12 protein-coding genes are annotated in these 22,259 nt (G+C 32.3%); all 12 read left to right on the forward strand.

Translation table 11 applies throughout. The annotated features are described in order from the left end of the window. Position 1 precedes the first annotated feature (1 nt). The 12 genes from DAD81_RS17405 (at position 2) to DAD81_RS17460 (ending at position 22,218) form a co-directional block, all read left to right on the forward strand. The gene (locus DAD81_RS17405; RefSeq protein ID WP_157961174.1) at positions 2-2,605 is read left to right on the forward strand and encodes a fibronectin type III domain-containing protein; all 2,604 of its coding nucleotides are present in this window, start codon (positions 2-4) and stop codon (positions 2,603-2,605) included. A gap of 47 nt (positions 2,606-2,652) precedes the next feature. Beyond that, positions 2,653-4,161: a sulfatase-like hydrolase/transferase gene (locus DAD81_RS17410; protein ID WP_111709593.1), complete on the forward strand. Its 1,509-nt coding sequence runs from the start codon at positions 2,653-2,655 to the stop codon at positions 4,159-4,161. Between the two features lie 45 nt (positions 4,162-4,206). Then, positions 4,207-6,141, forward strand: coding sequence for a glycoside hydrolase family 97 protein (locus DAD81_RS17415; RefSeq protein WP_218939727.1), 1,935 nt, complete (start codon positions 4,207-4,209; stop codon positions 6,139-6,141). A 4-nt stretch (positions 6,142-6,145) separates the two neighbouring features. Then, positions 6,146-7,747: a sulfatase gene (locus DAD81_RS17420; RefSeq protein ID WP_111709594.1), complete on the forward strand. Its 1,602-nt coding sequence runs from the start codon at positions 6,146-6,148 to the stop codon at positions 7,745-7,747. Positions 7,748-7,798: 51 nt separating this feature from the next. After that, positions 7,799-9,229, forward strand: a complete 1,431-nt coding sequence (locus DAD81_RS17425; RefSeq protein WP_111709595.1) for a sulfatase-like hydrolase/transferase — start codon at positions 7,799-7,801, stop codon at positions 9,227-9,229. A 269-nt stretch (positions 9,230-9,498) separates the two neighbouring features. Beyond that, on the forward strand, positions 9,499-11,448 hold the full coding sequence (locus DAD81_RS17430; RefSeq protein WP_157961175.1) for a sulfatase family protein: 1,950 nt from the start codon (positions 9,499-9,501) through the stop codon (positions 11,446-11,448). A gap of 361 nt (positions 11,449-11,809) precedes the next feature. Next, positions 11,810-13,444, forward strand: coding sequence for an arylsulfatase (locus DAD81_RS17435; protein ID WP_111709597.1), 1,635 nt, complete (start codon positions 11,810-11,812; stop codon positions 13,442-13,444). Positions 13,445-13,555: 111 nt separating this feature from the next. Then, a complete protein-coding gene (locus DAD81_RS17440; protein ID WP_218939728.1) occupies positions 13,556-14,524 on the forward strand; it encodes a family 43 glycosylhydrolase in 969 nt (322 codons plus the stop codon). Positions 14,525-14,549: 25 nt separating this feature from the next. After that, positions 14,550-17,108 (forward strand): hypothetical protein, encoded by a 2,559-nt coding sequence (locus DAD81_RS17445; protein WP_111709599.1) that lies wholly within the window; start codon positions 14,550-14,552, stop codon positions 17,106-17,108. 8 nt (positions 17,109-17,116) lie between these two features. Further along, positions 17,117-19,690 (forward strand): sugar-binding domain-containing protein, encoded by a 2,574-nt coding sequence (locus DAD81_RS17450; protein WP_111709600.1) that lies wholly within the window; start codon positions 17,117-17,119, stop codon positions 19,688-19,690. Between the two features lie 14 nt (positions 19,691-19,704). Next, the gene (locus tag DAD81_RS17455) at positions 19,705-20,745 is read left to right on the forward strand and encodes a family 43 glycosylhydrolase (protein ID WP_111709601.1); all 1,041 of its coding nucleotides are present in this window, start codon (positions 19,705-19,707) and stop codon (positions 20,743-20,745) included. Positions 20,746-21,120: 375 nt separating this feature from the next. Further along, the gene (locus DAD81_RS17460; protein ID WP_111709602.1) at positions 21,121-22,218 is read left to right on the forward strand and encodes a glycoside hydrolase family protein; all 1,098 of its coding nucleotides are present in this window, start codon (positions 21,121-21,123) and stop codon (positions 22,216-22,218) included. Positions 22,219-22,259: the final 41 nt, after the last annotated feature.

Below are 22,259 nucleotides of genomic sequence, written 5' to 3' on the forward strand. Positions count from 1 at the left end.
TATGAACACAATAAAACGAGTTATATTATTTTTTATTTGTTTGGTTTTTCAATTATCTCATTCGCAAGTAAAGCAAGGTGTAATAAATATTGATACAAAAAACGGACACTCTATAAAAATCGGTTCTAGCGGATTTAATGTTAGAATAGCAGATAAAAGCTGGAGCTATTTACATCCAGATTTCAGAAAAGCAGTTCACGAGTTAAATCCAGGATGGTTAAGATATTTTTCGGGAACTATGGGAGATGCATTTAGTAGTGCAACTGGTCAATATGATATTGATTATGCAATGATGTTTGATCATTCTAAACAATATCTTAAAGGGTATAGGTTTACGGAAGTTAAAGGGCCACATCGTATTATTGACTTATACCAATTATTAGGAGAAATTAATGGTAAATTAATTATTACAATTAACGGTTTTACCGATACTCCTGAAATGACACGAGAGCTAGCGAGATTTTGTAAAAATAATAATATTGAAGTAGCTACATGGCAATTTTGTAACGAACCTTATTTTTATGTTCCTCATAGAGAGCGATATTGGTGGAATAATGGTTATGATTATGCTGCAAAGATGAAACCACATGCGGATGTTATTAAAGAGGTTTTTCCTGATGCATTTCTTACTTTAAATAATACTTGGGACGGTATTTGGGGGTTCATGAAAGAAATTAATAATTATCAAAAAGAGCAAGGCGCTTATTGGAATGTGTTTTCTAAACATTCTTACGCTCCACATACTGGTAAAAAAGAAACAATAGAGAAAGCTTACAAAAGAGCAAATACAAAGCTTTTAGAGGCGACTTCTATGGAAGCAATGCAAGAAATTGAAGATTATACGTGGGATAATGTACCTATGGTTATTACTGAATTTGGAGTGTGGAATGCTCCATTAAATGGTATTTATTCTAGTATTTATAATATAGAATATGTTATGCGTCAGTTGCAACATCCAAATACTTGGTATGTAGGAGCTCATGAGGTAAGTAGTAAGTACTCGCCTAAAATAAATATTAATAAGCAAATTGAAGAGGCTTATGAAAATGGGTCTAAACTTCAAACCGATAGTATTTTAACGGGGATAAATAGAACGTTAGAAGGTAAAGCTTATGAAATTTATCATGATGTAACCAATCATTCAGATTTTATTTTTAATTCTAATGTTACAAATGGTTTTGAAGCTCCAGGATTAAAAAACACTATTGAAACTGGTTTTTTTACCCAATCATATCGTGGGATTAATGGTTTCGATTATTTAGTTTTTACTAACAGAACAGCACAATCAAAAGATTTTGATATAATTATTGATGGTGTTTCCTTAAATAAGGAGATAGAAGTGAATTATATTTCTGCAGATTCATTAAAGGTTCTAAATACAGAAATACAAAGTACAGTTTATAGTAAAGGAAAAATTAATATCCCACCGTTTAGTGTATCTATTGCCAAATGGAGTTCTAAATTGGTAACTAAGCCGGCAAAACCTACTATTTATAAAGGTGAAATATTAGCCTCAGGTGTTAAATTAACTTGGGGAAAAATAGAAAATGTACAACGTTATACTATTTTTTATGGTGAAGGTGCTAACAATTTAATTCAAAAAATTAAGGTTGAAGATCCTTCTGTAAATTCAATAGAAATTGACAAGTTGAAAAAGGGAACTATATATTATTTTAAAATAAACGCCGAAAATAAACAAGGTTTAAGCGAATTTTCAAATGAAGTTGTTATAAAAAACAGTATTCCAACAACACCAGAAATATTTAAAACTTCTAGGAGGAATACAACGGCTACTATTTTTTGGAAAAGTGTACCTAATGCTACTGGATATAAACTTAAATATATAAACGAAACCAATAATAAAGAGACCTTAGTGGAGACTAACAATGTTTTTGGTTTTAGAGTAGAAGGGTTGGATTATAATGTTAGTTATAAATTTTCCGTTGCGGCATACAATGGTCTAGGTCTTGGTGAGTTTTCAAAAACGGAAACACTTGTGTTATCAGAAAAAGTGCCGTTAAGTCCACGGAATGTATCTGCAATTAGAGATTTAGAAGGACATGTGTCTGTAAAATGGATAGAACAAGACTCAATTCTTCCAGAAACTACCTATAATGTTTATAGAGGAGAGGAACTTCATAAGTATCAAAAAATAGCAAATGGAATTAAAGGAGCAACATTTAAAGATATTTCTGCAGAGAAAAATAAAATTTATTTTTATACGGTAAAAGCTGAAACATCTGCAGGTGAAAGTAATTTTTATCCAAACACAGCTACGTTATTTGGTGCAGATGAAGAGTATTTAATTGATATAATGAATGTTGAAAAGCAAGAAAATGGCTATTTGTTTAAAGTAGCATTTAAAAATATTTTATTAGACGGAGAATATTCTTATGGTCTTAAAATTGAGAATATTTCATATTTAACAGTTGAAGAGCAAATAGTAAAAGGTAAAAACTTGTCAAATAATTCAAAAACTTTTGAGGTATTTGTCCCTAATTCTGAATTAGTGAAAAAATCTAAATACTCAATTAAGGCATTTATTAACACCAACGGTAAAAACCTTTTTAGCAATTTACCAGATAAAAATATTCAAACAGATTAAATTTTATTTTACCGACATAAATGTTCTAAATTAAAAAACACCAAAGAATGAAAACAATAAAATTTCTTTTAATATTGGTTTTAATTACCTCTTGTCAGGCCAATAAAAATAATAAAAAAGAAACTGTATCAACTAAAAGTGCAACTCCTAATATAGTTTACATTTTGGCTGATGATATGGGTTATGGAGATATTTCTTCTTTAAATTCAGAATCTGGTATTCAAACACCTAATATGGATCAATTAGTTAAAGAAGGAGTTCATTTTACAGATGTACATACTAACTCTTCAGTATGTACACCAACTAGATACGGAATTCTTACAGGGCGTTATGCCTGGAGAAGTAGATTAAAAAAAGGAGTTTTAAATGGTTATGATGAACCTTTAATTGAAGAAAGTAGACCTACAATTGCTTCCTACCTTAAAACCAATGGTTATAAAACAGCTTGTATTGGAAAGTGGCACTTAGGTTTAGGTTTTCAACCAAAAAATGGTGAGGTGTCTATAACTGAAAAAAAGGGAGTTAGTAATGTGGATTTTAATAAAAAAATAAAAAGCCCAAGTGATTTAGGGTTTGATTATTCTTACGTTATTCCTGGATCTTTAGATATGCCTCCGTATGTTTATGTTGAAAATGGAAGGGCTGTAGAATTACCAACTGAATATACTGAGGGGAAAAATCAAAATAAAGAAGGTCGTGGTATTTTTTGGAGATCAGGAGAAAAGTCTCCAAGTTTTGTGTTTGAAAATGTACTAGATAATTTCACAAAGAAATCAGTTTCTTTTATTAGTGATCAAAAAGAAGTTGATACACCTTTTTTTCTTTACTTCCCTTTAACCGCTCCTCATACTCCTTGGTTACCAACAGGTAATGCTGTTGGTAAATCTAAAGCGGGACGTTATGGAGATTTTGTTACAATGGTAGATGATGCTGTTGGTGCAGTTGTTAACGCTTTGGAAAAAGCAGGTAAAATGGATAACACATTAATAATTGTTACATCAGACAATGGATCTCATTGGAAACCAGAAGATAAGAAAAAATACGCACACCGTGCTAATTATATTTATAGAGGTCAAAAGGCAGATATTTATGAAGGAGGGCACAGAGTGCCATACATAGCTAAATGGAAAGGTGTTATTCCAGCTGGTCTTGAATCTAATCAAACAATGTGTACAACAGATTTATTTGCCACACTTGCAGGAGTAATAAATAAACCAATGGTTAAAAAAGGAGCAGAAGATAGTTTTAATTTATGGTCTGCTTATACTTCAACTGAAAACCTAGCTAAAAGAGGTGCAATTGTTCATCACTCATTTAATGGAATGTTTTCTATTAGAAAAGGAGAGTGGAAATACACACCAGATTTAGGTTCTGGAGGTTTTACTAAGCCTAAATCTATAATGCCAAAAGAAGGTGAAGCACCAGGTACCTTATATAATATTGTAAAGGATCCAACTGAGAAAAATAATATGTATAGCGAACATCCAGAAGTGGTAAAAGAATTAAATCAAATTTTGGAGCAATATAAAAAACAAGGATATAGTAGAGAACTTTAATTTTTTTCAAACTAAAGATTATTAAACAGCATAATATTTTAATAAATGATGTTAAGCAGAATTTTTAAGTTATTGCAAAAAGCGACATATAAACTATTTCTACTCAGTCTAGTTTTTGTAATAAATGCATGTGAAGGCAAGTCTTCAAATTTTTCAATTAAATCTCCAAACGAAAAATCGTCAGTTAATATAAGTAGTGAAAATGGTGAAATTACGTATACTCTTTTTAGCAATGGTGAAACGCTGGTAAATTCATCACAAATTTCTTTATTAGATAGTGTTTATTCTGAAATTAAAGGTTCTTCTTTAAATTCTAAAAATGAAACTTGGCAACCAATTTGGGGTCAGTTTAGTGAGGTTAGAAATGAATATAATGAGCTTATTCTTGATATGAAATTGGGTGAAGCTGATGCTAAACTTTATGTACGTGTTTTTAATCATGGAGTTGGTTTTAGATATGAAATAGAAGGATATAAAGAAGGAACTGAAGCAACCCTTTATTGTGAATACAATTTAAATAGTAAAGATGTATTGTATTCTCCAAATGGTGAAAATCCTCCTTTAGGGCCAATTTCTATTGATAAATTAAATAATATTAAAAAGCAACCAAGATTAATGACACCTTTGGTTGTTGAGAATTCTGATAAATCATATTTATCCATATTAGAATCAGATTTATATGTTGCACCAGAATTTGGAACAATAAAATTTAAATTTAATAATGATAAAAAAATACTTACCTCTGTAAATAAAACAAAACTTATAGGAGGAAAAGTAACTACACCATGGCGTGTTGTTTTAATTAATGATAAAATTGGTGATTTAGTAACAAATACGGTTCCAATTAATTTAGCAACCTCTTGCCAAATAGAAGATACTTCCTGGATTAAACCTGGTAAGTCTCTTTGGGATTGGAGAGTTCATGATTATAAAACTAAAGATGGTTTTATTTATGGTGTAGATACAGAAAGTTACTTAAGATTTATTGACTTTGCTTCGAAAAAAGGGATTGAGTATTTTTTAATTGATGCACATTGGTTTACAAAGGTTTCCAAAGGGAATTTTGAAATTTCAGATAAATTAGATATTGAAAAAGTTTCTAAGTATGCAAAGGGAAAGGGGGTTAAACTCATACTTTATTACGATAGACATAAAGGGGATTTTGGAGATGAAGAATTGTTTTCTTACTTCGAGTCATTAGGCATGAGTGGTATCAAATATGGTTTTATGGGGAATAACGTTTCATTTACAAGTAACGCAATTCAACAAAGTGCAAAAAATCATTTATTAGTAGATTTTCATGATTCACCTGTACCCTTTACAGGTATGGAAAGAACATTTCCTAATGCAATAACTAGAGAATATTGTCATGCGCAACAAGATTCCCGAAAAGCCTTTACACCAGAAACTTTCATAAAAATGGCGTTGATTAATGCAATTCAAGGGCCTTTAGATATGAATAATGGAAATTTTGATTTAGAGGGTATTAACAATGGAGATAGACTAAAAGGGCCCAAAAAGAAAAATACGTATTTCTCTACAGTGGTTTCAGAAGCTGCAAGAACTTTAATAATTTATAGTGGATTAGTTTGTCTACCTGATGCTCCTGAATCATATGAAAAAAAATCAGACCTTTTCGAGTTTATTGAAAAAATGCCTGTTGGGAAATGGGATGAAAGTAAAGTTTTAAATAGTAAAATGGGTGAGTATATTTCAACCGCTAGAAGATTTGGGGAAGAATGGTTTATTGGTTCTGTTTCAAACAAACAAGGTAGAGTACTTGAGATTGATTTGAACTTTCTTAAAGAAGGACAAAATTATGAGGTAACCTATTATGAAGATACAAAGGAGACTCATGGTATGAAAAACCCTGAAGCTTATCAGGTAAGAAAAGGAATTGTTAATAAAGGAGATATTATAAAAGCAACAATGGCTCCAGGTGGAGGACATTGTATGTGGATTAGATCAGAATTAAATTAAAGACATGAAAAATATAGTTTTAATACTTACAGTATTATTGTTGTTCTCATCTTACAATAAGGATGATAAAAAAGTTCCAACTACAAAAAAACCTAACATCTTATTTATTTTGGTTGATGATTTAGGGTATGCAGATTTAAGTGTTATGGGAAGTAAGTATTATGAAACCCCAAACATTGATAAAATTGCGAAAACTGGAACAATTTTTACAAATGGATACGCCGCTTGTACGGTTTGCAGCCCATCAAGAGCCAGTTTAATGACAGGACAATTCCCAGTAAGACATGGAATTACTCAATTTGAAGGACAAAGAAATAGTGGACAATCGTGGAAAGAACGTAAACGTTATACTAAATTATTACCACCAGAATATAAACATCATTTAGATTCTAGCGCTACTACATTGCCAGAAGCTTTTAAAGAACAAGGTTATGCTACTTTTTTTGCAGGAAAATGGCACTTAGGTAGTAAAGAACAAAGATCACTACCAACAGATCATGGTTTTGATATTAATATAGGAGGAAATCATGCCGGAGGTCCAAGTGGAGGATACTTTTCACCTTTTAAAAACCCAAACTTACCAAATTTACCAGAAGAAAAGGGAAAGAATTTATCTATGATATTAGCTAAAAAAACGAGTGAGTTTATAACATTAAATAAGGATGGTCAGTTTTTTGCATACCTTTCTTTTTATGCTGTTCATAGTGGAATACAAACAACTAAAGAAAAATGGACAAAGTATAGAAACAAAGCAGAAAAGATGGGAATTCATGAAAAAGGATTTGAAATGGAACGTGTTCTACCTGCTAGAAAATATCAAGACAATCCGGTATATGCAGGTTTGATAGAACAGGTAGATGATGCTATTGGAATTGTAATGAAAACATTAAAAGATTTAAATTTAGATAAAAATACTATCGTTGTTTTTACTTCGGATAATGGAGGTGTTACTTCTGGAGATAACTTTTCTACCAATCAGCTTACTTTAAGAGGCGGTAAAGGATATCAATGGGAAGGTGGTGTAAGAATCCCTTATTTTATTGATGTTCCTTGGATAGAACAGAATGGTGTGGCTATAGATGTACCAGTTTCTGGAGTAGATTTATACCCAACATTGTTAGATTTATCAGGCTTTCAGTTAAAACCAAAAGCACATATGGATGGTGTTAGTTTAAAACCTCTTTTAGAAGGAGGAAATATTGATGAAAGACCATTGTATTGGCATTATCCTCATTATGGAAATCAAGGAGGAGAACCAAGTTCAATTATCAGAAAAGGAAAATGGAAATTGATTTATTATTGGGAAGATCTTCATGCCGAATTATACAATTTAGATACCGATTTAGGTGAGCGTAATAATGTTGCAGAAAGTAATTCTAAAATTACAAAACAAATGAAAACTCAGCTCTTAGATTGGTTAAAATCAATGGATACGCATTATGCAGACGTAGATCCTGAATGGGATAAAGCAGCTCGTAAAAAATGGTTAGAAAAACAGAAAACTGTGACATTACCAAATCAAGAAAAACAACGTGAAAAGATGCTTTCTCCAGATTGGAAACCGAATAAAGATTGGTGGGGCAGCGAGTTAAATAAAAACAAGTAATAGAAATAATTAAGCTTTATAGTTTTAATAAATAATTTAATATTGAATAAAATGAAAAGTAATATTAAAATTAGTAGTTTGTTAATGTTAACCTTTTTAGTAACACTTTCATGTAAAAAAACTATTGAAGTAAATACATTAAAAAACTTAGAAAAACCAAACGTAATTGTTATTCTTATTGATGATGCAGGTTACGCAGATTTTGGTTTTATGGGAAGTGTAGATTTGGAAACACCTAATATTGATAAACTTGCTAAAAATGGTGTTGTTTTAACAGATGCTCATGTGAGTGCTACTGTTTGCGCACCTTCAAGAGCTGGTTTAATTACAGGTAAATATCAGCAACGTTTTGGTTTTGAGGCAAATAATACGGGTTATGGTGATTCTGGTGATATTGGGCTTTCTGATGATGTAGTTACAATGGCAGATGTGTTTAAAACTAATGGCTATAAAACAATAGCTTTAGGGAAATGGCATTTAGGAAAGGACAAAACAGACCACCCAAACCAAAGAGGATTTGATGAGTTTTTTGGTTTTGAAACTGGAAGTAGATCTTATTTTCCTCTGGAGAGCCCTTCAAAATATAATATGTTACAGCATAATGGTGAACGAGTAGAGTTTGAAGGTTATATGACAGATGTTTTAGGGGATCAATCTGTAAAGTATATTGAAGAAAATAAAGATAAACCGTTTTTTATGTACTTAGCATATAACGCAGTACATACTCCAATGGATGCCAAAGCAGAGCATTTAGAAAAATATAAAAATCATCAGAGAAAGAAGCTGGCTGCTATGACTTGGTCTTTAGATGAAAACATTGGGAAACTTCAACAAAAATTGCAAGACTTAGGTTTGGAAGAAAACACATTAATTTATTTTTTAAGTGATAATGGAGGAGCAGCTAATAATACTTCAAGTGGAGGTGTGTTAAAAGGGTGGAAAGGAAATAAGTTTGAAGGTGGTCATCGTGTACCATTTATTGTCAGTTGGCCTAAAGAAATTAAAGTAGGGCAAAAGTTTAACGGTTTATCTTCATCACTAGATATTTTCACAACTTCTTTAGCAGCAGCAAAAATTACAAAAACAGATGATTTAGTTTTAGATGGAGTTAATTTATTACCTTATTTAAAGGGTGAAAAAAAAGGAAATCCTCATAGTAAATTGTTTTGGAGAAAACTAGAAGAAGCAGGGGCTAGAGTAGGAGATTATAAAATGGTTAGGTTACAAAATTATGGGGCAACACTATATAATTTAAAAAACGATATAGGAGAAACTACAAATATTGAGACTTCACATTCTAAAGAATATAAGTTATTACAAAATGAATTAATAAACTGGGAATCTAAAATGATGAATCCATTATGGGGTGAAGAACGTGATTGGATGGATGTAACTTCTCATATTCATAAACGATTAATGCAAAATAAGAATGTGCTTTATTCGAACCCTCAGAAAATGAAGGAAGTATTAATGAACGATTAGAATTGAGGTAGACAAGATGTACTTTTAAATATTAATTAATCATCAGAAGACAAGAGTCTAGATTCAGATCTTAAGCTGAAGATATGTGTAAAAATTTTAATCAGTACTTATTATCAAAGGAAAAGGCGGATTTTTTTCTGGTAAGATGAAACAATAGTTTTCACAGTCAAGGAGAAATAAAAATAATAAATAGCATTCAGATGAAGCAGTCATTTTTGCAATTAATAAAAAATAATATTTAAGAAATTATGAATAACTATAAAATTAAATTGAAGTTTGTTCTATTATTAATGTTGTTTTCTTGCATTTGGAGCAAGGCTCAAAATGTAGATAGGCCTAATATCTTGTTTCTTGTTGTAGAGGATACTTCCCCTTATCTTTTTCCTGCCTATGGCAATAAAACAATCAAAACGCCAAATCTAGATTATTTGGCAAAAAATGGGGTGGTTTTTAACAATGCATTTGCCAATGGACCGTATTGTTCTCCGGCACGTTCATCTTTAATAAGTGGATCGTATGCTACCACCTACGGAAACGATTGGCATCGAAATAGTCACATTGTACCACAACAATACTTTTTTCCTCAGTACCTGCGTGAGGAAGGATATTTTTGTGTAAATGCTGGTAAAACCGATTACAATGTTACAAAGGAAGTTCAAAAGAAATACTATCCATTGGTTTGGGATAAAATGAGTGGATACCTGTCTGATGATAAACCCAATGTTAGTTATAATGATGCAGATAGAAAGGGTAAGCCATTTTTTGCACAATTCAATAACATGACTACACACATGAGTCGCATTACTTCAGTGTCTGTAGATAATCGAGAACCATCAAGAATTAAACCAAAAGATGTGGCTCTTCCACCTCATGTGCCCGATATTCCAGAAATGCGTGCAGATTATGCATTACACCTAGATGGTGTGCAAGATGCTGATAAATGGGTTGGTTTTTTTATCGATGATTTAAAGAAGCGCAAATTACTAGAGAACACTATTATTTTTTTCTTCTCCGACCATGGTGGTTGTTTGCCTAGGGGAAAAGCTTTTCCTTACGAAACTGGTTTTCGTTCTGCATTAATCATTGCTGCACCAGAAAAGTGGAAACATTTATTACCTACTAAACAAGGTCAAAAAAGCGATCAGATTGTTGAATTTGTAGATTTTGGCCCTACTTTATTGAATGTTTCCGGAGCCAAAATACCAGAACACATGCAAGGGAAACCTTTTATGGGACCTAACGCTCAAAAACGTGCATACGCCCATTGCTTTAGAACTAATACAGAAGTTCATTTTGATCCATCTCGTGCAATTAATGATGGTGAGTTTCATTACATAAAATTTTATACACCTTATAAAGTACATGGCTTAAAACAATCATTTCAATGGGGAATGCCATCTCAAAATGCCTGGGATGATTTATATCACAAAGGAAATTGTGAGCCAGAATACAAATCTTATTATGAACCAAAAGCTAACGAGGCTTTATTTGATTCGAAAAAAGACCCTTGGAATATGAATAATTTGGCTGATGATTTGGCTTATACCGAAACTTTAAGCAATTTACGAAAGGAAGCTTCAAAGCACATTAGAAAAACCCGAGATTTAGGTTTTTTTCCAAAGGCTGTGAGAGATGAATTTGTGCGTAGTGGTATTTCACTCTATGAATGGGTAAGAACGGAAAATTACCCTTTTAATGAGCTTTATGATTTGGTAGAGAAAGCATCTTTGGGTAAGGCTTCTGATCAATCTGTCTTTCTAAATTATTTAAAACATAAACGACCTGAATTCCGTTTTTGGGCAGCTTCTGGATTCACTACTATGGCGTATCATGGAAATTTAAAAACCATTCCAAATCAATTAGTGTTGGCATGTGATGACAAGTGGGATTCAGTAGCAGCAACAGCTGCAGAAGGGATTGCTTTAGCGGGGCAAACAGAAAAAGGTATTTCGATTCTGATTCAGCAAGCAAATGGAGGAAACAAACTTTCCCTTTCGTCACTGGAGGAATTAGGAGATCGAGTTGCTCCATTCATTGATGATATTAAACACATTGCAGAGCATGGTAAAAATAAAGATATTAAGTTTTTAGCTAGAGGAATCCTTATAAATCTTGGAGAACTGCCAATGAGTCAGTTGTTTGATTCTAAAACAATAGATAATTTCATGAAAGTTCAAAGGAAAAGAATTGATGATTGGGCACCTACCTTGCCCAACTAAAGGATATACTTTAATAGGGTTGCTTATTTAGTTATGGAAACACTAACAAACAGAGGTATATTTATAACCTGAGATTTTTAGCGTAAAAGAAGGAGCAAAAACCAAATAATGGTCGGGTGCAAACCTTAAAGAAGGAGATGTCTTTATCCGTATTGGAAATCATAAAGTGAAAAACATCTCAAACTTTTTGGATGTTTTAGAGAAAAACTCGCATAAAGAAAGTACAAAGTTGATGATTATTAGAAACCAGAAAGAAATTGAAATACAATTAAGAAATACTTTTTTATAAGCAATTAATTAAAAATAAAATTGAATGCTTTCGAGCAAAAATCAATAACATGAAGAGTAAACAACAAAAATTATGAACCGTCTAATTATTCTAATCATTCTATTAACTATTTCTTGTAACTCTATTAAACAAGAAAATGAAATTACAGACGAAAAACCGAACATCATTCTAATTATGGCTGATGACATGGGATTCTCTGATCTGGGTTTTATGGGGTCGGGTATTGAAACACCAAGTATTGATCAATTAGCTACTAATGGCATGGTTTTTAGTCAGTTTTATAATGCAGGAAGGTGCTGTCCTACAAGAGCATCTTTATTAACGGGTTTGTATGCTCATAATGCTGATTTAGGTTGGATGACAGCTTCAGATTTTGGACGTTCAGGATACCGAGGAGCTATTAGTGAAAATAGTGTAACACTTGCTCAAGTTCTTAAAACTGCAGGCTATGAAAATTATGTGACGGGAAAATGGCATGTAGCCTATGATAAAAACATGGAACCTGATATTGACAATTCAAATTGGCCTATTCAAAGAGGTTTTGATAAATATTATGGAGTCCTTTCAGGCGGTGGAGGTTATTATCTGCCAACAACCTTAACCAAAAATAATGAAAGGTTAATCCCATCAAATGATTTTTATTTAACCGAAGCTATAAATAATTCTACAATTGAAATATTAGAAGAACATTTTAAAAATGAAAAAGAAACACCTTTCTTTTTTTATGTTGCTCATTTTGCACCACATAGACCCTTACACGCTTTAGAAGCTGATATTAAAAAGTATAAAGGAAAATTCAGTAAAGGATGGGATTATTTTAGAGAACAACGTTTTAATAAAATGACAGAAATCGGATTGTCTAATTCTTGGGTGTTGAGCCAACGACCAAAAGATATTCCAGCTTGGAATAGTTTGTCAGACAAGGAAAAAGCCATGTGGGAAATACGTATGGAGGTATATGCCGCTCAAATAGACCGAATGGATCAGGGTATTGGTAGAATAATAAAGTTGTTAGAAGATAAGAAGCAATTAGATAATACAATTATACTATTCTTATCAGATAATGGAGGGAACAAAGAGTCTCAAGGGAAAAACTTTGATACAGATAGCATTGTCAACCCTGGTGACAATAAGTTTAATCAAAGTTATAGAAGAAATTGGGCAAATATGAGTAATACACCGTTCCGTTTGTATAAAAGTTCTAACCATGAAGGCGGAATTAGTACCCCTTTAGTAGTTCATTGGCCTAAGAAAATTAAAAAAGCATCTATTTCAATTCAACAAGGACACGTGATAGATTTTATGCCAACTTTTATGGAGCTTTCTGGGGCTAATTATCCGGAATCTCTTGATGGAAATGAGATAAAACCGTACCAAGGGAAAAGTTTGGTTTCTGCTTTTAAAGGTTCAGTTTCAGAAAGAGGCCCCTTATTTTTTGAGCATGAAGCAGACAGAGCTGTTATTGATGGACACTGGAAACTTGTTGCTACCAAAGATTTAAAACCACCTTACACAGGAAAATGGGAATTATACGATTTATCGGTAGACCGAGCCGAAGAAAATAACTTAATTGAAAAATATCCTGAAATTGTTACTGAACTTGAAGAAAAATGGAATGTATGGGCAAAAAAGAATAATGTTTTTCCATTAGACGCTAGAGGTTGGAATAAAAAAGTGCAAAACGATATTAATAGGGAGGAAAAGTAAAAGAATTTAAGAAATATATTTTTATAAGCAATTAGTTTAAAAGGAAATTAGATTTGAGTGTTATAGAAATGAAGGAAGTATTAATGAAAGACTAAAATTAAATTAATTCTAATGAAAAAAATTGTTGTAATAATAAGTATGCTGTTTTTAGGATTAGGTAGTTCTTTTTCTCAATCAAATCTAAAGTCAGTAACGGCATTATATTCTCATATTGAGGCCCTTGGCCCCGAAGAAGGTATTAAACGAGGGGATCCAAGCGATGTTATAAAAGTTGGGGCATTGTATTATGTTTGGTATTGGAAAGTAGGAATTAATGTTAGATGGGCAACATGGTATGCAACTTCACCAGACGGATTTATTTGGACGGAAAAAGGAGAAGCGCTACCGCCAGGAAAAGATGGTAGTTGGGATGATGAAGGTTGTTTTACTCCGGGTATATTAATTGCCAATGGTAAGTATTATTTATTTTATTCAGGGGTAAACAATCCATATAGAACTAAAGATCTTGAAAAATCGAAAACTAGAATAGGGATAGCTATTTCTAATTCACCAGACGGTCCTTGGACAAAGTTTTCAGCCAATCCAATAATGGTTCCAAGTAATGATATTACCGAATTTGATAGTCACCGAATTGATGATGCAAGCATAATTGTCCGTGATGGAAAGTATTGGCTATATTATAAAGGTCGCCAATGGGGAAAATCACCACGAGAAACTAAAATGGGTATTGCTATTGCCAATAAGCCTGAAGGTCCGTATGTGAAATATAAAAATAACCCAGTTGTAAGAGGTGGCCATGAAGTGCTTGTTTGGCCTCAAGGAAAAGGAGTTGCAACAATGATTGGTAAAGAAGGAAAGGAAGATGTTCACAAGTCCATTATGTATGCTGAAGATGGTTTAAATTTTAAAAAGACACACAATTTTACAAATAAGAATGTGCCACATGCTCCTGGTGCTTACCGGCCTGAAGCATATACTGATAACGGTAATGGTAAGATAATAGAATGGGGAGTTCATAGGGTAATTAAAAATGGAGTTGAATTTCTCGAAAGGTTTGATTTAAAGGAAGTGAAAAAATAAAATATTTATTCAATAACTAATTTAAATGGGAAATAGATTACTAAAAATAGTATTAGTATCACTAATTATATTTTGTTGGAGTTGTAAGCCTTCTGAAGAGAAAAATGAAAATTTACAAACCACTGTTAAGATTGATAATGGAGAAATAGTTTCAATTTCTGGAACAAGAAAAATAAGTGGTGTTTATCCGCATTTAACAAGTTATTCGCACGCAAGAGCAAACGGAACCTATAGTTTTGGGAATGAATGTGGAATTGGAGCCTTGGCAGTTTGGAATGAGAAACTGTATATGATTAACTATGCAGCACATGAGCCAGAAGGTAGTGAGCACAAACTGTATATTATCGATAGAGATAAGAATATACAAGTGTTTAAAGGGAGTATTGGAGGTACACCAGCGGCTAGAATGATTCATAAAGAATCTAACCAACTACTAATTGGGCCTTATGTTATTAGTAGTTCTGGAGAAGTACGAGTGATTCCTATTAAAGATATGAAAGGTCGTTTAACAGCCATTGCAAGACATTTAAAAGATCCTAAGAATTTGGTGTATTATTATGATATGGAAGGTATGTTGTATGAGGTAAATGTACATACACTAGAAGTAAAAAAACTATATCACAATCCCTTACCTGGTTGGCATGGTAAAGGTGCTTACACAAGTCAGAACATATTAGTGTTGGCAAATAATGGAGAGCATAAAAATGAAAGTAGCAAAAATTGGAAAATAACTTTAGAAAATAAAAATAACAAAGAAGATAATGGAATTTTAGCTGAATTTGATGGTGAAAATTTTAAAGTTATTGAAAGAAGACAATTTACAGATGTTACCACAAAAAACGGTATTAACGCAGTGCCAAACGATCAATACCCTCTATGGGCAATGGGATGGGATAAAAGATCGGTAAGGTTAAAGGTTTTAGAAAATGGTGAATGGAAAACGTTTTTATTACCAAAAGCAACCTATAATAATGATCCTTCTCACGGTTGGTTTACAGAATGGCCAAGAATTAGAGAAATTGGTAATGGAAAAATGATGATGGATATGCATGGTATGTTTTATGATTTTCCTTCAACATTTTCTCATAAGAATACTGCAGGGATTAAACCAATGGGTTCACATTTAAGGTATGTGCCAGATTTTTTAAGTTGGAATGATAAAGTTGTTTTAGCTACTGATGAAACAAGTATACAGGGTAACCCTTTTGCAGGTCAGCCTCAATCTAATCTATGGATTGGTAAACGTGAAGAGCTTGCCAATTGGGGGCCAAAATCGGCTTATGGAGCAATTTGGTTAAATGATGAGGTTGTTGCGAATCAACCATCACTTCCTTTTTTAATAGCTGGTTTTGATAACAGAATATTACATTTAAATAATTTAGATAAAATACCAGTTACAGTTACTATTCAGGTTGATGAAGATGGAACAGGAAACTGGAAAGAGTTAAAAAAGATAACTTTAGAAAAAGAAGGTTATCAATATCATATGTTTAAAGAAGATTTAAAAGCAGAATGGGTACGTTTGGTTGCTGATAAAACCAGTAAATTAACAGCTACTTTTCATTTTACAGATCGTAAGCTAAAAAATAGTTCTGATGGAAAAGAATTGTTTACAAGTCTTGCTGGTATAGATGAAAACAGTAAAGTATCTCACGCTAAATTGTATAGTAATAAAATCAACTATAACTTAAGTGTTTATGCAGGTGAAATAGAGAATAACAATTTTAAAAACACGAACTCTTATGAGTTTTTAAAATATGATTTTAAATTTATAGAAGGTATAAAAGATAGCACATCAATAAGAGCTTTAAAGAATAAAAAAGTTGGAGAAGAAGTTGATTTCTTTAATAAAGATTCAGCTGATATTTCTGAAATAAAAGAAAATGAAAAAGAAATCTGGTCAGAAGATGAGGCATCTGTTATTTTACATGCTGAAAAGTATCAGTTAAGATTACCAAAAGGTAATGCAAATTACTCAAGTCAATTTTCGGCAAAAACAGCTCGAGTAACTAGAGAGCTTGAATCTGAAAGAGAATTGGCAAATATTTCGGGTACTTTTTATGAATTACCGCTTTATAAAGTGGGGAAAGAACCTTTGTATAAAATGATGCGCCCGGTTGCAACACACAATAAACAAATTACAGAGTTTAATACTTGGAATGGTTTATTGGTTTTAAGTGGCGTTAAATTAGATGCTAAAGAATCAGAACATATTTACAAATCTGAGGATGGTAATGTGGCACTTTGGTTTGGAGGTATCGATGATTTATGGAGTTTTGGAAAGCCTGTAGGAGAAGGTGGCCCATGGAAAAATACCCAAATAAAAGCAAACCAATTATCAGATATGTATTTGATGACGGGTTATGACGAAAAAACAGTCGTTTTAGAATCGGATGTTGATACACAGTTTGAGTTATACATCCATATAAATCATTATTCAGACCATCCTGTTTTGTTTAAAACATTTGAGTTGAAAGCAGAACAAAAAATAACGTATAAATTTCCAAAAGGATTTAGTGCACATTGGGCACAATTAAAATCAAGTAAAGATTGTAAAGCAACAGCTTGGTTTGTGTATAAATAACAAAATATATGATGAAAATTTCAGTAATTTTTAGAAAATTAATTCTTAAAACTCCTATTATAATAGGACTTTTATGTTTTATTGTAGCCAATTTTAGCTATGCACAAGGCAATCAGAAAATAGCATTAAATGGCAAATGGTCTTTTAAAACAGATCCTTATGCAGAAGGAGAGTCTTCTGGATGGACAGCAAAAGATGTAGATACCGCTTCTTGGGATACTATGGCGGTTCCTGGAAACTGGGATTTGGTAAATGAATATGCTGAATATGTAGGCGATGCTTGGTACACAAGAACTTTTACTGTTGATGAAATACAAAGTACAGAACAACTACGTTTGGTTTTTCAATCCGTTTATAACGATGCTAAAATTTGGGTAAATGGGCATTTAGTTGGTGAAAATAATTTAGGATTTTTACCTTTCCATTTCAATATTACCCAGTATCTAAATCTAGGAAAAGAAAACAGGTTAACCGTATTGGTTAATAACGTTTTTAAAAGTGGTGCCATGTGGAATTGGGGAGGGATTAGAAGACCTGTTTGGTTAGAATTAACACCTAAAACGCGTATTGAATTTCAGCATATAGATGCAGTGCCCGACTTAAAAAAGGGAACGGCTCAATTAGGTGTAAAAATTGTGAGTAGCAATTCTAGTAATACTCCTAAAAAGGTACTATTTAATATCGATATTAAAAGTAATGGAAAGATAGTGGCAAAAGGGAAAGTAAAAGCCACAATTACAGCAAATACTAATAGATGCATTGTAAACTGGTCTTATAAATTACCTAAGTCTAAAGTGAATTTATGGCATTTTGATTTTCCTAATTTATACGAATCTACCGTTACCTTATCAGAAAACAAAGAGATTTTACATACAAATTCTGATAGATTTGGTATTCGAAAATTAGAAATTGACGGTTTAAAATTACTATTAAATGGAGAAAGTATTAGACCTGTTGGGTTTAATGTAGTACCAGAAGATAGGTTTACAGGTAACACATTGCCTATAGAACGTATTAAGGAAGATATCGATTTAATGAAAAGTTTGGGTGCAAATATGGCACGATTAAGCCATGTGAATTTACCAAAAGAATACATCGATTATTTGGATGAAAAAGGGATTCTAATTTTTGAAGAAGTAGGCCTTTGGGGAAAAGATGTTTTAGTAGATCCAGAGCATCCGAAACCAAAAGAATGGTTGCAACGAATCATCGAAAATAATTATAATCATCCAGCAATTGTGGGGTGGAGTGTAGGTAATGAATTGGGGATGGCGTCTAAAAACCCAAAAGTAAATGACTATGTAAAAGGAGCTATAGAAATGGCGGAGAAATTAGATCCAAATAGAATAGCAGTTTGTGTGTCTAATTCGGCGAATAATTCACCTAAAGAAGCTACTAGGTATGCCGATTTAGCAATGTTAAATGGGTATCAAAATTGGGGTAAAAAGGCAGATGGTACTTGGAGAAATCATAAGAAACCAATTTTTATGTCTGAGTTTGGTAAAGAACTAAATTCCGAAGACCCAAGCTTAGGAGATATTCCAGCCGAAAAAATGATGAATCAATTACGAAATAAAGAATATGTTTTAGGAGGTTCTTTATGGGCATTTAACGATTACAGAAGTACCTATCACGGTAAAGATGGGTGGAAAACACCTCCGTCACAAAATAGAGCTTGGGGAGTTGTAACTTCTTTTAGAGATAAGAAAAAAGGTTTTTATAGTATTCAAAAAGAATTTAGTCAGATAAGAAATCTTACTGTATCGAATTTTAATACAGTAGAAGGAAAGGCAAAAGTTACTATTCAGCCAAGAACAAAATTAGATATTCCTGCGAATATATTGAGAGAGTATAAAGTACAGTATACGCTGTTTGATTCTGATTTTAAAGTTGTTGAGACAAATACACAACTTGTTAAAACTATTTTTCCTGGAGATAAAGCATTTGATGTTTTCTTAAAATGGAATGCTAAAGACAACTTAAGTATGATAGAAGTTAGTTTCCTAGACCCACAAGGTTATAAAGTTCATACAGATCTAGTTAAGTTTCAGGTTCCAAAACAGCCTGTTATAACATTTGCAAATACAGCTAACAGTGGTATTCGTGTTTTTTTCGAAAAAAGTAAAGATGCAGAGGGGTATTATGTTCGATATGAAAAAGAAGATTTGACTTTCAATACTAAAGAAACAACAAATAATTTTATTGATATTGAGGATAAAAAAGTAAAACAAGGTCTTGTTTGGAAATATCAATTGATCGCGGTGAACAATAAAGGAGAAAGTATTCCTTCTAAAACAAAAGAACTCACAAAAGATGAAGATGAATTGCCGCCAATTATTTGGAATACAAAACATACTGATAATGGTGTTTTTATTGCTTATAGTGTAAGTCCATATGATTATTTGTATGAAGTAATTTATGGTACTAGCTCTAACATTTATGATAAAAAATTAACAACCAAAGTAAAAGGAGTACTTAACATTCCTAATATTAAAAAAGGAACTCCAATTTATTATAAGATGAGGGTTATAAAACAATGGGGATTTGCTAGTGAGTGGACACAAGAGTTAAAGAGTGAGTAAAAACTTGAAGTAGCATGAATTTAATAAAGTCAATTTTAGGTAGTTTGTTGTTGATGTTGTTTGGTGGTCAATTTTTAATCGCACAGCAAAATCAAACAGAAATAAAACCTGCGCAACAATGGTTAGATACCAATGGTAAAGGCATCAATGCTCACGGTGGTGGTGTTCTTTTTTATGAAGGTGTTTACTATTGGTACGGCGAACATAAACTAGATGGCAAATCAGAAGCTCAATTTGCAGATGGTGGTATACATTGTTATTCTTCTAAAGATTTAACAAATTGGAAAAATGAGGGTCTTGTTTTAAGTGTAGATTATAAAGATGAAAAAAGTGATTTAGCTTACGGATGTATTTTAGAAAGACCTAAAGTAGTTTACAATTCTAAAAACAAGCAGTTTGTAGCCTATTTTAAGCTATACTTAAAGGGAGTTGGGTATGATAGTAATTATGTTGGAGTAGCCGTGGCTGATAAACCAAATGGTCCATTTACCTATCATCACAAGTTTCGTGGCGGAGGAACCAACAAAGGTTCTGGAGATTTTTCTATGTTTAAAGATGATAATGGTAGTCTTTACCATTTAGCAGTTCGTAAGCCCGATAAGGCATTTGTTATTGGCAAAATGGATACTGATTATTATTTTCCTGAAGGAGATTATCAAGTTTGTAAAGGAGTTAAAGTACATTCTGAAGCACCAGCAATTATCAAAAGAAAAGGAGTGTACCACATGTTAGGTTCTGGATCAAAAGGTTGGAATCCAAACCCGGCACGTTATCATACAACAACTAATCTTTTAGGAACGTGGACTTATCACGGGAATCCTTGTAATGGCTATAATAATATAGATAAACTTGGTGTAGAAAAAACGTTTGGAGGACAAGCATCTTATATCATCCCTGTTCATGGAAAGGAAGATGCTTACATCGCTATGTTTGATATTTGGAAACCCAAGAAACCAATAACAGGAAGGTATATTTGGCTCCCAATTGAATTTTCTGATGATAAAATGTCAATATCATGGCGAGATAGTTGGAAACTATCAACTTTAAATGATTAATAATAAGCTAATGTTGTTTCAATAATTAACTAACGAGTATGTATTATCAATTTTAATTTAGAAGATAAAATTTATTCTTATATATGAGAAAGCTTATGGATATAGAGTTGTTTTGTTGAATAGTTATCAATATTACCCCTATTTATAGTCAAAAACACCCCATTTTTTGAGGTAAGAATAAGTAGTTTTATACTTTAGTTTTTTTTTGAAATTTTATTGATTAAAGAATGGAGTTTTTCAAGATTAGAGAAATATAAATACTAAGGTTGGTGATTGAAAAAATCTTATGCGTTGATAATTTGAAATTAAACATAAGGATTGGAAATAAGAGTTAATTAACTTAGTGAACTAAATATAATAATAGAGATAATAAAGATGAAATTACAAAAATTTACATTATTCGTACTAGTACTTTTATGTCTAGCTTGTAATGATAAGACTAAAAAAAATAAAGTTGAAAAAGCTAATACAGAATCAAAGATTCATACGGGAAATATGAAGATAGAATATGTAGGTAGAGCAGCTGATAATGAAGGGATGCATGTATGGGGTTCTTCTCCAATACAAGATAAGGAAGGGAAAACCCATCTTTTTGCAGCGCAATGGTCTACAAAAACGCAACCTGGAAATTTTAGTGGATGGTTTAAAGATTGTGAAATAGGGCATTACGTGAGTGATAGCCCAGAAGGTCCATTCAAGTATTTAGGAGTAACAGTTGAAGATAAAGATGGTTTATTTAATTCACCACATAACCCAACCATTAGTAATATAGATGGTAAATATCAACTTTGTTTTATTGTAAATGAAAACAATGATTTAAAAACCCAACGTATTATTATGTATGTTGCTGATGATTTAAATGATACTTGGAGACCTGCAAAAGGTGCAGAAGCCGATGGTACAATTTTACGTCAAACAAAAGATTCTACAGTTTGGAATTATACAGCTAGGTTAGGAGTTTCTAATCCGTCATTAATAAAATACAAAGGTAAATATCTGTTATATCATAAATCGGTTGTTAGAAAAGAACCGAAAGGATATGTTTACTCTTATGGTGTTGTAGTTGCCGATAATGTAGAAGGACCGTATATACATAACCCTACAAGAGTAACTGAAGAAAAAATGCCGCTTGAAGATGCTTATGCATTTACAATGAAAGATTCAGTATACCTTATGAGTCGTGATTTTAGAGGAACTCTTGGAAATAATGGTGGTGGATTGTTATGGAAGTCTGGAGATGGTTTTTCTTTTCCGGCTGAAAAAACAGTAAGAGCTTATGAAGATTTACAACATTATGTTGGCGAAGAACATTTAAAAGATGCTGTTTCTTATAGAGGAAAAAAGGATGGTCATCTGGAGCGGGCACAAATACTTTTTATAGATGAGAAACCGGCTTATTTGTATCTGGCTACAGGAGTTCAAGCTAAACCAGGTTATGGTAGTAGTTCGCACGTTTTTAAAATTACTTTCTAGTAAAATAAAATTGGTAAAAAGAATTGAAATTGGAGATTTAA

The sequence above is a fragment of the Lutibacter citreus genome, from assembly GCF_003260195.1.
GTDB classification, from domain to species: Bacteria; Bacteroidota; Bacteroidia; order Flavobacteriales; family Flavobacteriaceae; genus Lutibacter; species Lutibacter citreus.

Coding starts and splice junctions, on each gene's coding strand:
- DAD81_RS17445 (WP_111709599.1), top strand. CDS start 14,550: ATGGGAAATAGATTACTAAAAATAGTATTAGTATCACTAATTATATTT.
- DAD81_RS17440 (WP_218939728.1), top strand. CDS start 13,556: ATGAAAAAAATTGTTGTAATAATAAGTATGCTGTTTTTAGGATTAGGT.
- DAD81_RS17415 (WP_218939727.1), top strand. CDS start 4,207: ATGATGTTAAGCAGAATTTTTAAGTTATTGCAAAAAGCGACATATAAA.
- DAD81_RS17425 (WP_111709595.1), top strand. CDS start 7,799: ATGAAAAGTAATATTAAAATTAGTAGTTTGTTAATGTTAACCTTTTTA.
- DAD81_RS17450 (WP_111709600.1), top strand. CDS start 17,117: ATGATGAAAATTTCAGTAATTTTTAGAAAATTAATTCTTAAAACTCCT.
- DAD81_RS17460 (WP_111709602.1), top strand. CDS start 21,121: ATGAAATTACAAAAATTTACATTATTCGTACTAGTACTTTTATGTCTA.
- DAD81_RS17455 (WP_111709601.1), top strand. CDS start 19,705: ATGAATTTAATAAAGTCAATTTTAGGTAGTTTGTTGTTGATGTTGTTT.
- DAD81_RS17420 (WP_111709594.1), top strand. CDS start 6,146: ATGAAAAATATAGTTTTAATACTTACAGTATTATTGTTGTTCTCATCT.
- DAD81_RS17435 (WP_111709597.1), top strand. CDS start 11,810: ATGAACCGTCTAATTATTCTAATCATTCTATTAACTATTTCTTGTAAC.
- DAD81_RS17405 (WP_157961174.1), top strand. CDS start 2: ATGAACACAATAAAACGAGTTATATTATTTTTTATTTGTTTGGTTTTT.
- DAD81_RS17410 (WP_111709593.1), top strand. CDS start 2,653: ATGAAAACAATAAAATTTCTTTTAATATTGGTTTTAATTACCTCTTGT.